This window comes from Leuconostoc litchii (assembly GCF_008107645.1).
Classification (GTDB): Bacteria; Bacillota; Bacilli; order Lactobacillales; family Lactobacillaceae; genus Leuconostoc; species Leuconostoc litchii.
This window is the reverse complement of sequence record NZ_SDGY01000005.1, coordinates 100,317-114,820: the sequence shown is the minus strand read 5'-3', so window position 1 is coordinate 114,820 and position 14,504 is coordinate 100,317. Positions and strand designations below refer to the sequence as shown.

At 35.7% G+C, this 14,504-nt stretch carries 13 protein-coding genes and 1 riboswitch; of the genes, 1 reads left to right on the top strand and 12 read right to left on the bottom strand.

From position 1 onward, the window contains the following. Positions 1–8: 8 nt before the first annotated feature. A riboswitch (Lysine riboswitch) is annotated at positions 9–177 on the bottom strand. 125 nt (positions 178–302) lie between these two features. Then, entirely contained in the window at positions 303–968 is a 666-nt protein-coding gene (locus ESZ47_RS07520; RefSeq protein WP_148606232.1) for an NAD(P)H-hydrate epimerase, read from the top strand. A 54-nt stretch (positions 969–1,022) separates the two neighbouring features. On the opposite strand, the gene ESZ47_RS07515 is transcribed toward ESZ47_RS07520, so the two are convergent. From ESZ47_RS07515 to ESZ47_RS07460, 12 genes are all read right to left on the bottom strand, one after another. Then, positions 1,023–1,475: an Rrf2 family transcriptional regulator gene (locus ESZ47_RS07515; protein WP_148606230.1), complete on the bottom strand. Its 453-nt coding sequence runs from the start codon at positions 1,473–1,475 to the stop codon at positions 1,023–1,025. A gap of 51 nt (positions 1,476–1,526) precedes the next feature. After that, positions 1,527–3,689 (bottom strand): YhgE/Pip domain-containing protein, encoded by a 2,163-nt coding sequence (locus ESZ47_RS07510; protein WP_148606228.1) that lies wholly within the window; start codon positions 3,687–3,689, stop codon positions 1,527–1,529. An 84-nt stretch (positions 3,690–3,773) separates the two neighbouring features. Then, on the bottom strand, positions 3,774–4,253 hold the full coding sequence (gene rlmH / locus ESZ47_RS07505; RefSeq protein ID WP_148606226.1) for a 23S rRNA (pseudouridine(1915)-N(3))-methyltransferase RlmH: 480 nt from the start codon (positions 4,251–4,253) through the stop codon (positions 3,774–3,776). Positions 4,254–4,872: 619 nt separating this feature from the next. After that, complete coding sequence (locus ESZ47_RS07500; RefSeq protein ID WP_148606224.1) at positions 4,873–6,015, bottom strand: S1C family serine protease; 1,143 nt, start codon at positions 6,013–6,015, stop codon at positions 4,873–4,875. A 61-nt stretch (positions 6,016–6,076) separates the two neighbouring features. Beyond that, a complete protein-coding gene (gene yycI / locus ESZ47_RS07495) occupies positions 6,077–6,847 on the bottom strand; it encodes a two-component system regulatory protein YycI (protein WP_244307574.1) in 771 nt (256 codons plus the stop codon). Positions 6,848–6,954: 107 nt separating this feature from the next. Further along, positions 6,955–8,244, bottom strand: a complete 1,290-nt coding sequence (gene yycH, locus ESZ47_RS07490) for a two-component system activity regulator YycH (RefSeq protein ID WP_148606220.1) — start codon at positions 8,242–8,244, stop codon at positions 6,955–6,957. After that, a complete protein-coding gene (walK, locus tag ESZ47_RS07485) occupies positions 8,234–10,099 on the bottom strand; it encodes a cell wall metabolism sensor histidine kinase WalK (protein WP_148606218.1) in 1,866 nt (621 codons plus the stop codon). The genes yycH and walK overlap by 11 nt, the downstream gene beginning before the upstream one ends. 61 nt (positions 10,100–10,160) lie before the next feature. Further along, positions 10,161–10,868 carry a response regulator YycF gene (gene yycF, locus ESZ47_RS07480; RefSeq protein ID WP_148606217.1) on the bottom strand — a complete coding sequence of 236 codons (708 nt, stop codon included), beginning with the start codon at positions 10,866–10,868 and terminating at the stop codon, positions 10,161–10,163. Between the two features lie 106 nt (positions 10,869–10,974). Then, positions 10,975–11,955: a ribose-phosphate diphosphokinase gene (locus tag ESZ47_RS07475; protein ID WP_148606215.1), complete on the bottom strand. Its 981-nt coding sequence runs from the start codon at positions 11,953–11,955 to the stop codon at positions 10,975–10,977. Positions 11,956–12,058: 103 nt separating this feature from the next. After that, positions 12,059–12,556: a thiol peroxidase gene (gene tpx / locus ESZ47_RS07470; RefSeq protein WP_148606213.1), complete on the bottom strand. Its 498-nt coding sequence runs from the start codon at positions 12,554–12,556 to the stop codon at positions 12,059–12,061. 96 nt (positions 12,557–12,652) lie between these two features. Then, the gene (locus tag ESZ47_RS07465; RefSeq protein WP_148606211.1) at positions 12,653–13,465 is read right to left on the bottom strand and encodes a Cof-type HAD-IIB family hydrolase; all 813 of its coding nucleotides are present in this window, start codon (positions 13,463–13,465) and stop codon (positions 12,653–12,655) included. A gap of 104 nt (positions 13,466–13,569) precedes the next feature. Next, positions 13,570–14,496, bottom strand: a complete 927-nt coding sequence (locus tag ESZ47_RS07460; protein ID WP_148606209.1) for an isocitrate/isopropylmalate family dehydrogenase — start codon at positions 14,494–14,496, stop codon at positions 13,570–13,572. Positions 14,497–14,504 lie beyond the last annotated feature (8 nt).

Genomic DNA, 14,504 nt, shown 5'->3' with positions numbered 1-14,504 from the left:
TGCAATCTACACAACATAGCACCCCGCTAACGCGACAGTCTAACAGCTTTTAACTGCTATCCCAGCATACTGATGTTACAGCACCTAATGCTTCGGCCACATCCCCTTTAACTTGTTTTACCGTACCTGTAAGTACTCCACAAGCTACTTATGTCAGCAGCAACCTCTATGATTCTTAAATTGTTATTATTGTATTCTAATTATTTTCATTTGTCAAATGTGACACTTTTACACTTGTGTGATTGATAACATTTCTAAATCACCGTATAATAAATTTAATAACTTATGAAATGATGGGAATTATGACGCAACTTGTTACTGCTGCCGAGATGCAGCAAATTGATAAATATACGATTGATACAATTGGTATGCCACAAGATGTATTAATCGAACGTGCAGCGATGGCTGTACTCGATGTCATTGGCGCCAGCCGATTTGACTTAACACATGTATTAGTTTTAGCTGGACTTGGTAACAACGGTGCCGATGGTGTTGCAATTGCCCGTCTTTTATATGCTCAAGGCATTAATGTTTCCTTGCAATTTGTCGGTAACGTTAATCGAGCCAAAGATAGTGTCAAACGTCAATTAGCAATTATTGAAAAACATGGATTAATTCGTTCTGAAAAAAGCGACTTTAATGAAGCCACGTTAATTGTTGATGCTATATTTGGCGTAGGATTAAATAATGTATTACCAGAAGGCCTACAAAAGATGATTAAAGCGGCCAATCATATCGAAAAACCAGTTGTCGCAGTCGATATACCAACAGGTATTGATGCCACAACTGGCGAAATCCGTGGAGCAGCGCTAAAAGCACATACAACAGTTTCTTTTGGTTTTACAAAAGTTGGTCTAACTCAGCAAAAAGGTAGTTCCTTATCAGGAAACATAATTATTAAGGACGTTGGCATGCTCATACCAGATGATTTCGAATTTAGCATTCAAAAAAAATTGCCCGTTGCCTAAAAATAATAAAAAAACTAGTCATTATTTTTATAATAATGACTAGTTTTTTTGACACTATCTCCAGTCAACAATCTCTTCACCTTCTTTGGCAAATTCTAGTAAATTAGCAATAGAAGTACGTTTTAATCGTTTTTTAAAATCTTGCTCAGCTTCATAAATAATAGATAGGACTTCTTTTGTCCCTTCGGCTACCGAATTTTTAGCAGGAAATACACGGTCAGCAAGTTGTGTTGAATGAATAAAGCTGTCTTCACCTTCAATAGCTTCATATACATCCAACAAAGTAATATCACTTGTTGGGCGATTTAATTTAAAACCACCTTCTTTGCTAGCAATAGCTTTCACTAAGTCAGCAACAACTAATTTTCGCATTGTCTTTCTCAGATAAGATTCTGAAACTTCTAAATGTTCACTTAAAACATGGCTTTTCACAGGCAAACCGTCTTTTTGTAAAGCTAGCATGACTAAGACGACCAAGCTTTGTTCAACTGCACTAGACATTTTCATTTTAAATTCCAACTTTTCTTTTATGTACGCGGCCAGATGACCGCTTCTAAATCAATTTTTAAATGTCAATTGATTATGCTTTAGTTTCATTTGATAAACACCCCATGTTAATACCATGGATATTACTCCTAATCCTATCAAAACCGCCAAGTCAGAGGCAACACTGCCACCAATGGAAATTGTTTCACGGAATGCATGGACAGAATAGCTCATTGGCATCCAAGGATGAATTGCTTCAAAGAAGCCATTAGACAATTCAATTGGATAAGAACCTGCGCTGGCACTTAACTGCAATATCATTAATACAAGCATAATACCAGAGCCTAACTTTCCGATTAATACATTAAACAGAATTACAAACTGATTAAATCCAAATGCAGCTGCTAAGGCTACCACAACTGTCATCGCTGGTCGTTGCGCCTGCATACCATCAACCAAGAAAAGTAGTCCTGTCATAATTAAAGCTTGACCAATAAATATAGGAACATTAATAAGTTGTTTATTGGCCCACCAAGTGAACCCGTTTTTGGGCTTCTTTAACACTGTTGTAAAGTCAAAAATCGTACTCAAAGTAATCATACCAACAAACAAGCCAACAGACATCATGTAGGGTGCCATTCCCGTACCATTATTTGGTACTACCGACAAATTCGAAGAATGTTTTTTTGTTGGTTGTGATAGCGCTGTTACATTAGCTTGTGTATGATGAACCGCTGACAGTTTAATCGCACCATCAGCCAATTTATTAGATAACGTTGTTGCACCAGAACCAGCCTGTTGTAACGCCTCACTTGCCTGACTCTCACCAGTCAATAATTGGTCTGTTCCAGAACGTAATTGCGCTGTGCCACTGTTAAGTGTGGCATTTTTTGATGTTAATTGCCCAAGACCAGTAGTCAATTGAGATGCACCTTGTGCCAACTGTTGCGCCCCAGGGACCGCCTGATTAGCAATTCCTTGACTCACGGTGGTTAAGCTACTATTAAGTGTCTTAATAGCTGTCTGTGCACCTTGTGTGGCTACAGATCCTTGTTGACCCAGTTTTTGTAGTTCTGGAATTTCCGCTTGAAGTGCCTGTAACTGTGGCAACAGCGTTTGCAAAGAAGTTAACTGATTTTTTATAGTTCCTGCTGCGGAAGCACTCGATTGAACATTTGCTCCCAAATCTGTCAGGGCAGCTTGATATTTAGCCGCTACTGTTGGATTGGTAGCTAAAAATTTTTGAAAATCAGCGTCTTCAGCTAGAGACTTAAAAGAAGCTGCATCTTTTCCTGCTCCAGTTAAGCCAGCAGTCAGTTGTTCAGAAGACTCGTTTAACTTTGTTGCATCAACATTGACAGTTGGTGACTCAATTTTGCTTAATTTTTGTAATCCCTGTGTCAATTGTGTAAGACCTGCATCAAGTTGCTTTAAATCAGCTGCCTTAGCGCTTTGTTGTGAGTTAATTTCATCACTAATCTTTTGCAATTGTGTAGCTAATTGTTCTACCCCTGCCGTCAATTGCTGCGCACCATTATTGGCACTAGCAACACCGTTGGTATATTGCGTTAAACCAGTTGCTAGCTGTGACGTACCTGTTTGAAGTTGCGTTGTGCCTTCTTGTAATTTTTTAGTGCCTTCTTGTAACTGTGACAGACCACTGCCCAACTTTGTAGCGCCATCAGATCCTGATTGAAAACCTTCTTTTGCTGATGACGTGGCATTTAAGAGTGTTTTATTATAAACACGCTGTAAAGATTTTGAGACATTGGCTTGTATTTTATCTGCAGCAGATGCGGTTAACTTTTCAGCGATGAACCCTTGGCCTGTATTGTGTGCAATTTTAATCTCTGGTTGGGTCGGGTTAGCACTCAACAAAGTACCTGAATCTGTTGTAAAAGATTTCGGTATCGTGATTGTCATATAATATTTACCAGATTCAAGACCTTTTTTTGCACTTTGTGTTGACGTTTTTGTTAATTTCAACTGTTTGCTATCAAGTAGTTTTTTAGTTAAATCATTTCCCAAATTTTGATTTTTACCATTTACTTGCGCTGACTGATCCTGATTAACAATTGCGACTGGTAATTGATCGACTTTACCATATGTATCCCAAAGTGAGGACAAAAAGATGACCGCATACAAACTAGGAATAAGCATGATACCAACTAATAGTAGTGGCAGTCCCCTTATTTTTCGAACACGGTTCCACTCTGAATTCTCAAAAAATTTCATATTGCTCATCACTCTTTCGTGTATATATTTTATCTATGGATACATTATATACACGGAAAACTTCAATTGCAATATCTATTAATTTTATTTATGGTAAGGAGATCCTTGTTGTATCATAAATGCACGATAAATTTGCTCGACCAGAACTAAGCGCATCAACTGATGTGGCAATGTCAACAAACCAAAACTCATTTTCAAATTAGCTCTTTGCTTAATATCCTTGGATAAACCAAGAGATCCACCAATAACAAATGTAATATCCGAATAACCATTGATTGCAATTGTATCAATTTTTTTTGAAAATTCTTCTGATGGGAACTGTTGGCCTTCAATCGCTAGAACAATCACATAATCACGCGAACCGATTTTCGCTTTAATTCTTTCTCCTTCCTTGAGCATAATTTGGTTATTTTCTGCATCACTAGCATTTTCAGGAGTTTTCTCATCAGCAAGCTCAATTACTTGAACTTTACAGAAACGAGATAATCGTTTGCTATACTCCGCTATTCCTTCTTTTAAATACTTTTCTTTCAACTTGCCAACAGTAATTAGTTTGATATTCATACTTTTCTCTTTTCTTTAGGTTTTCTTAATAATTATATACAAGAATTTCCACTGTTATATTAAACGTTATCCACACGAACAAAATATTTATATATTTTTTTAAAAGCTTATATACCAACACATTTAAGTGTTCGTATTTAAAGTTATCCACTATTTTTCTCAATTTTTTTAAAATAGTGGATAACTTTATACACGTTTATTTAGACAAATTACAGATAACTTCGTACAAGTTATCCACAATTATCCACAAAGTTATTAACAACTGTGGATAAGCACACGTGTTCGATGGATATTTTGTATATATTTTCTTTAGATTGTTCGGAAAATACATCTGTATATTCTCACAATTTTATATTATTTGTAAATTAAAAAAATACACGAACATTTACTAAATCATCACAAAAATAATATTTTTTACCGAGAAATATTGAAAAAAATATCAATATTTAATATTTCTTATGAAAAAAAACAGCTTATCCACAATTTTATTGATATTTCCCACATTATCGAATATTTAATCCACATATTTTCAACAATTGACGTAACTTTTCAACATTTTTCTTAAGACACAATTATTTTTAAAAGTCAAATAATTGTAAAGAAAAAGCTAACATTTCTGTCAGCTTGCCAATTTTTGTGTCAACTTCACTTTGACTGTTTTTCTAGTGTCGTGGTGATAGTATGTCAACGTTATAGTATCTCCGAGTGAATGTTTATATAATTCTTCTCGTAAATCAGCCTGCGAACTGACCTTTTTACCTTCAATGCCAACAATAACATCATATTTTTTAAGTCCAGCTTTATCAGCTGGCCCATTATTTGTTAGACTCATAACAACAACACCACCGGTAATTGTATCTGGAATTTTCAGTGTTGCTTTTTGATCAGAAGCTGTTATTTCTGACAAATTAACCAAACTTATACCAATTGCTGGACGAGTTACCTTGCCATTTTTAACTAATTTATTAACAATATCTACCACTTGGTTAGATGGAATAGCAAAGCCCATCCCTTCAACTGTCGTACCAGAAGAAGATGTTGACAGCTTCATTGAATTAATACCTACAATTTGTCCAGCAAAATTAATTAAAGGACCACCAGAATTACCAGGGTTAATTGCAGCATCAGTTTGAATAACAGTTGATCCACCATAATTTTGACCATTTTCTGATGTTGATTCGACTAACCTTTTTTTAGCCGAAATGATCCCTTGAGTTACTGAAGAAGCATATTCTGACCCCAATGGTGATCCAATAGCTAAGACGTTTTCACCAACAGTTATTTTACTTGAATCTCCAAACTGAGCAGTGGTCGTGACCCCTGCGCCATCAATTTTCAAAACGGCCAGATCTGTCATTGCATCTTTTCCAACCAGCGTAGCAGTTATTTTCTTACCGCTATGTAATACTACCTGGATCTTCGCTGCACCGGTAATCACATGATTATTCGTCACAATAAAAGCTGAACCATCTGATTTCTTATAAATCACACCAGATCCCTCAGAAGATTCCTGATAACTACCATCTTGTCCTGATTTAGTGAAGTTCAACACTGAGACCACAGCATCTGATACTTTATTGTACGCCGAGGTAGCTGTTGCATTTTTAGATATTTTATTTGTATTTGTTGACGTTGTACTTACTTTTTGAGTTTGGTCTTGAAACAATTGCACGCCTTGCTGACCATACAATATTGCTGCGCCACCAACAACACCAGCAACAATGCCAGTTGTCAACGTTTTTATTAATGCTGACTGTACCATTAGTTACCTCTCCACTATACTTTCTTTTACTATACCAATATGATATTAAGTTAAAATTAAATCACTCCGATAAATTATCTCCTGTAAAGGCGTTCACTTTTAATAGTACCCTACTACTATCTTTATGTGTTACCACAAATACCCAAACAGGCGTATAGATATCATAGCCATTGACATTTAGGGATGTATCATAGGACAGCGTGCCTTTAGATAATTGATCTCCGCCTCCCAACTCATTGAATTTATAGAGTGCAACAATAGCTTCTTCTTCCGTGATTGTTGCACGCTCATCACGCAATACGCTAATGTCACTAATCTTCGTTTGCGTAAAGCTGGTCACACGTTCATCTTTATCTGTATTAAAAATCATTAAACCATACTTAGCAACGACTGGCAACCCATCAATGTACTGAGAATAGGTTGAACGATTTTTCATATTGACCTTGGAAAGTACTGAATTATAACGATATCCTACATGATGTGCGATTTTTGTTTCTTCATTAATGTTTGACGAATTACTTTTACCACTGAAATTACTACTTTGTTTAGCTGATTGAGATGCTTTATTGAGACTTACAAACAATGTCCGATTATCAATATTTGCATTATAATTTGACAACTTTTCTACAGTAGACATTAAGTTGGTCGATCGTTTTCCAGCTAAGTAGCTAGCATATACCACTGATGTACTAAATTTACTTACCTTAATTTTTTGATTCCTTATTTCACTAATAATAGTTGCATTGGCATCTGTTACTTTCAATGTTGGCCGCTGATTATTACGCCACCAAACAAAAAGAAATATGTTCAACACAATAAATAGTATCATCATTAGTATTTTCATTCGTTTAAACTGCATATTTTATATATGTTATCTATAACATACGCTTCAAGCACTATCGCATGCATAAACATACTTCTCCTTCCTTAATTTTGTGACTATCTACCTGACAAAAAAGTATCTACACTCGCCCACCCCTTCGACGTTTCAACCATCCAAGTGGGTTGCATATTAACAGAAACATTGTTTTCCTTATTAGATAACCATTCGTATCCCGGTGCAATCGAGTAATATTCACTACTTTTCACACCAGCATGTTTTAATCGAGACAATACATCAGCTGCTTTTGGCAAAGTAACTTTGGGTTGATTATTCGGTACCGGAACACCAAGCTCATTTAATGAATAAGTACTAGTCAAATTACCATATTTATCCAATGCCATGTGAATAGCACCACTTTTGGATTGATAATAAACAGGTAAGCCCTCTACAAATGTTCGATACGTAACGTCCTGACCATTGTTTCTACTTTGATAAAAACGAGTGTCCGACAAGTCCAGTTGCAACAAATTAATTTGTGAAAAACCAATGTTTAAACGATTATAATAACTTCGCTTCAGAGTACCAGTAGTTCGGTTATCTGTGAAGGTCACTGTTTCTAAATCCGAATCATAAATAATCTGTTGATTACTATATTTATTAGTATAGATTGTTTTATTTCCTTCAGTTGTTTTTTTAAGTTGATTCGTTGTACCCAAAAGTGTCGACACGTAGGTTGTTGGATCTCTGCGATTCACAAGGTAAGAATAAACCGGTAATTTAAAACTGGTAGGGTAGTTCAGCATAACATGATCATTAACAACTTTAAAATTCACAGTCAGTGCTTTGGGTAATTTCCCAGCAACTTGCCAAGCTTTTGATGCATTGATATTACTAATATCAACTGTTGTAATTTTTTTAGATTGTGTATTAACAAAATACGCTCGTTTATTATCAGCCAGTGGCACAACTACATAATCAAAATTAAAACTTTTACGTGTTGATACGCGTTGAGAATAGTAAGAATTAAAATATGCAATAGGGATTACATCTGGGTAATGATATACAGCTGCTTGTTTAATATTCAATACTTTTTTTATTTGAGCATTTGTCACCTTTTGTTGTAATGGATTAGTCAGTCTTGCATTTGCTAAATATTGATGAATACTTTTGTATTGAGCATTTGTAGCATGCATGACTAGATGTTGCGCACCGTTTTTATCGTTCACAATATAGTTCGTTGGTCTAAATAATTCTGACACTTGCTGCGACTGCTGTTCTGTTTGCGTCGGAGCCTCTTGATTCCCAGCAGATAAGAATATCAACGCTGTTAATACAATAGATATTATGATGGAAACAGTTAATACCACGTTAATCAAAACGCTTTGGAGTAATCTATTATTCTGCATCCCAGTCGTCCTCCGGTTCTTCATCAACATATGCTAATGAAATGTAGAAAGTAGAACCTTTGTTTTCAACTGAGTCAACCCAAATTCGACCATTGAACTTTTCAACGACCTCTTTAGAAATTGCCAACCCCAGCCCGGTACCACCTTGCGCCCTGGATCTTGATTTATCAACTCTAAAGAATCTATTGAATATACTGTCCAAATCTTTTCTTGGGATCCCTAATCCTTGATCAGATATACTCAAAATAGCACGTGTCTTAGTTTTTATGAGACGTGCTGTAATGGTACCACCATCAGGTGAATACTTAACTGCGTTGTTCATAATATTATCTAAAACTTGCGTAAACTTATCTGGATCGACTTCAACCCAAACATCTTCTTTTGTAAACTCTCGTAAAATATTGTAATTCTTAGTGGCAGTTTGATCATTTTTAGCATCACTCTCTAAAATCATATCAAAGCGATTCAAAACAAAATTAAACAAACTGTTTAGATTAATGACTTCAAGCTTAACCTCCATCGTACCTTGATCCAGACGTGATAATTCCAACAAATCATTAATCATTCTAATCATACGTTGTGTCTCATCTTGTACGACACCTAAAAAATTCTTAGCCATGTCAGGATCATCAATTGCACCCTCTGCTAATGCGTCAACATATGAACGAACAGATGTCAAAGGTGTTCGCAATTCATGTGAAACATTAGAAACAAACATACGACGCTCAGAGTCAATACGTTGTTGCTCGGTAATATTATGTAAAACTACAACAAGTCCTGAAATAAATCCAGATTGACGTTTAATGAGTGAAACATAAGTTTGAACTAATAGTTCTTTGCTATCATCAGATAAATCCACTCTAAAATCGTCTAAGTTTTCTAGAATATCTCGTAAAGTACGTTTACCATCTAACCGTAAAAGGCTCACAACATTTTGACCGATTGCTGCTTCACGATCAACACCAACAAAATCTGCTGCTGCTTGATTAATAATAGTTACTTCACCACGTCTGTTGGCAGCTAAAACCCCATCTGCCATATGTGTTAAAACTGAATCTAATCGATTTCGTTCTGCATTAACAGTTTCTGTAGATTCTTCGATACGTGTCGACAGATCATTTACTGATAAAGCCAATTGACTTAACTCATCAGAACCATATATATGATTAACTACCGAGTAATCTCCATCAGCAATTTTAGCTGTTTGTTCACTAATTTGTTCAATTGGTCTGGTTAATGTCCGTGCTAAGAATAGTGCCAGAGCCACACTAGCAACCAGTGCAATTAATCCCGCAATAATAAACAATCGCATCACATTATTAATATTTTTATACACTGGTAACAGACTGGCTTTAACAACAATTACACCTGGCACATCCTTCAAACGTCCAGTTGTTACACCTAACGGTGTCGTCATTAATTCTTTACGTTCACCGTTTTCATTAATTGTTCGAGTTGTGACATAAGATTGGTCACCTGCTAAAGCTTTTTGAGCATTAATATCAGTAGTTTTTTGGCTAATCGTTTGCTGACCTGACACAGAAGTGGTCCCACGAATTGTTCCTGTTTTATCAATAACTTGGACTTCTTCTATACTAGTGTTATTTAGCCCAGATAAAACATCTTGGATTTCATGATTTCCTTCGTCAGAATTGCTATTTCGTAAAGCCGTGGTAATCGGATCTGTGACATATTTGGGTAGAGTAATTTGCTGTTGAAAAGTTTTTAAGTTTTGACGCTCCATTTGGCGCACGAAAAAAGCACCCAAAAGTTCGAGTGCAATGATCATTAGTAGCACAAAAACTAGCGTGATACGAAACCGTATAGATTGGAAAAATTTAGTAATTGACGTCATTCTCGTTATGCCCAATTGCGAGCATTTCCCCTCTTTATGTACGCGTAAACTTAAATTTAATTTATTCTTCTGATGGTCGTAGATAATAACCAACGCCACGACGTGTAGCTAACCAATTCGGATGACTAGGGTTATCTTCGATTTTTTCACGTAAACGACGAACCGTAACATCAACTGTTCGTACATCACCGAAATAATCATACCCCCACACTTGTTGCAACAAATGTTCACGCGTCATCACTTGTCCAATGTGTTGCGCTAAGTAATATAATAATTCAAATTCTCGATGTGTTAGTTCAATGTCAGCACCATCCTTTGACACCATATAAGCCTGTGGATGAATAACTAAATCACCTATGTAAATATCCTCTGTACTGTTAAAAGTTTCCTCAGAAGTCTGTGAAACTGATTTCCGACTACGTAAATTTGCCTTGACTCTTGCCACTAATTCACGATTTGAAAATGGTTTTGTGACATAATCGTCAGCACCCATTTCTAGCCCCAAAACCTTATCAATCTCACTATCCTTAGCTGTTACCATAATAACAGGAATATCTGACTTAGAACGAATTTGACGTAGTACCTCAATACCATCTACTTCTGGCAACATTTGATCTAATAAAACCAAATCAGGACTTTCATCATTATACATATCTAATGCTTCTTGACCATCCGCAGCTGTCACTACATCATAGCCTTCTTTAGTTAGATTGAACTTAATAATATCAGAAATCGGTTTTTCGTCGTCCACAACTAATACTTTACTCATGGCAGAACTCCTATCGTATATGTGTAGTTTCTTTTCATTATAACATTTTGGATAAACGAAAAGAACAAGTAATAACTTGTTCTTTTTAAAATACATTAATATTTAATTAATGGGTACGTCGATAGAAACGATTTTTAAATAAAGAACTGATTGCTTCATTGTTACTAATACGACGAATAGCTTCTCCAATTAACTCTCCAACAGAAACAATTTCTAACTTTTCAAACTTCTTTTCTTCAGGAAGATTGATGGAATCTGTCAAAATAACTTTTTTAAATACTGAATTTTGCAAACGTTCTACTGCTGGGCCCGAGAAAACAGCGTGAGATGCAACAACATACACTTCCTTAGCACCGTGCTCCATAATAAGCTGTGCGCCTTGCGTTATTGTTCCAGCTGTATCAATCATATCGTCAATCATGATAGCTGTCTTACCCTGAACATCTCCAACAATGCTACCAACTTCAGCAACATTAGGTTTTGGACGTCGCTTATCAATCACGGCTACTGGAGATTCAAGCTCTAACATGTTATTTAAATTACGGGCACGTGTCATACCACCATGATCAGGAGAAACTACAACAGCATTTTTCTTATCAGCAATACCAGACTCGATTAGATAATCAGCTAGCAAAGGTGCCCCTTGCAAATGATCCATTGGAATATCAAAGAATCCTTGAATTTGCGCTGCATGAAGATCTAATGCTAGCACGCGTGTTGCTCCTGCACGTTCTAGCATATTGGCTACTAACTTAGCTGTAATAGGCTCACGTGAACGGGCTTTACGATCTTGACGCGCGTAACCATAATAAGGCAAAACAACATTAATTTGATTGGCACTTGCACGACGCAAAGCATCAATCATAATTAATAGTTCCATCAAATTATCGTTCACAGGTGCTGAAGTTGATTGAATAACAAAAACATTATCACCACGAATACTTTCCTCAATGTTGATTTGTACTTCGCCATCCGCAAAACGTTTAACAGAAATACGACTCAAAGGAACCCCTACCGAATCAGCAATTTTTTGTGCAAGTGGTTCGTTTGAGCTCAATGAAAAAAGTTTCAATTTAGGTTCTGGCATGTCTAACTCCGAATTTTTATAGGTAACTATGCAATACTTACTGTATCCATTTTACCAAAAAAAACATTTAAAAACAGGTCTTATCACAAGTTTTAAACAGATATTATGCAATAATTTGTGATAAGGCTGCCAAAGCTGCATCGTAATCTGGTTCATCAGATATTTCTGGTACGATTTGTGAATAAAGAACGGTACCAGAAGCATCTATAATAAAAATTGAACGTGTATCAAAACCTGTATCTGGGACGTATAATTTTGTTGCATAGCCAAAAGACTCTTGCTCATCAGACAACATACGCAAATTGTGCACACCTTCTGCCGCACACCAATTACGTTGTTCATCAACCGTATTTGTTGAAATTGTTATAAAATTAACGTCACTATATTGATCTACAGATTGGTTAAACCGTCGTGTCTGCAATGAGCAAATATCAGTATTCAAATCAGGCACAACAGAAATTAAAGTAACTTTCCCTAATAAATCAGCCGTTTTAACTTTTTCGTCGTTTTGATCAACTAGTTTAAAATGAGGAATTTTATCACCAACTTTAATTGGATCACCCTCTAACGCAACTTTATCACCATTTAATAGAACGTTCATTTTTTGCCTCCTTGGCTCATGTCTAATACAGTTTATCTAAGTTATGTAATTTACATAAATAATAACAGAATTTTCAATAATTAAAATATTTTTGTTTTAGAGAACATAATCTTCTAGTGCTCTAGCTACACCAGAATTATTATTAGTGTCAGTTTCAACATCGGCTACTTGCTTTATTTTTTCAATTGCATTACCCATAGCTACACCTAATCCTGCACGTTCAATCATTGAAAAATCATTCTCTTGATCACCAATAGCCATCGTATTTTTGATATCAATGTTCAAAACTTCAGCAAGGGCTGAAAGTGCGTTACCTTTTGAAGCATTTTTATTAATAAACTCTAAGTTGTTAGCAGTTGAGCGTATTACCGACATTTTATCCAAAATACTGGCGGGCACTTTCGCTTGAACATCATCCAACTCATCTGATTCTGCATTTGCAATACCCTTGATAATTTCAATATTTTGTAGTTTATCATCATCGTTAACAACGTGTAATGGCAAATTAACAAGAGCATTCTCATAACTAGCCCAACGATGTATCAAATGATTAGTTGTATAGGCTGCCAGCTGATCTTCAACCTGAATATAGGTGTTTTGTTCACTCATAAAGGAATTCAGTTCTTTATACTCAGCCAGATCCAATGAAGCATGGAATAATATGCGTGAACCATCAGCTGTTTGCATCAAACCACCATTATGAGTAATAACATACTGATCACTACCCTCAATTCCCAATTCATCTAGTATGTTTTGAACTCCTGGCAATGGTCGACCTGTTGTAATAACAATCTTAACACCTTGCTCCAGTGCTCTATGAATTGTAGCTTTAACATCTGCCGGAATTTGACGCTCATCATTAATCAATGTGCCATCAATATCGATAGATACAATTTTTATTTCTGACATGTTTTCACTCCAATTTTAAGATATCTTTATTATACCAAACAGCGACCCATTCAAAACATTAATTTATTGATCATACATTTTTACATGACAAATAAAAAAGGTGTTCACACACCAATTTCGTCAAGTAAATCTGGTCGATTTAAGTATTCTTTTAGAATAAATTTAACCAATTCCTTTTCCATGAGTTTCAACATTTCCAAATTATGATGAATATGAGGTAATTCATATAAAAGCTGATTTTTGCTATTCTTCATCGTTACTGGAATTAGAGCTGGTAATCCAGTAATTTGTTGTGCCTCTTGGTTCACCATATGATCAATCCACCTAGGCACTATAACGACATCTAGATTAGCTGGTCGTTGAAGAATACAAGATGTAATTTCAGTAGCTAAATCATATTTCACAACAACCTCGGGATAGGATTGAGAGACTCTTTCAGCTACTGATGCCCAAAACTTGGAAGTCTCGAATGCATCAAATCCAGTAACAACCGTCACATGTTTTTGACGTCTCATTGCCAGTTCAAATCCCGCTGTAATAACTTGTTCAACCTCTCGCTGCTCATACGTTATTATATCTTGAGCATAATCTTCTAGCACACTATTTCCATCAATCAAATCAGAAAAAGATTCAACACCTTGGACAATCACAAAGTCTGTGTTTTTCGCCACATCATATTTCAATGGTGAATCATTGATTTGTTTATCCGAAATTTTGATTGTTTTCCATTCAACCTTAATGTTTAAAAACTTTTTTAATGCAATCAGTGCTTCCTTAGCACTAAATAGACTGCTATCCCAGGAATCGAAATCAAGTAATCCAATCAAAATAGCATCATACTTTTTTAACTCACGTAATGTTTGATTCGGCAATGGTTCACCAAATAAGCGTATTGCATTCTCTCCAAAAGGTAAGGTAATCACATCAAAATCAACTTCCGGTTTTACTATTTGTTTTACAATATTTAGCGCATTGTCAATGACATCGCCTGCTATTTTATCACCTTTTAATATTGCTAATTTATACGTCATAATTATTC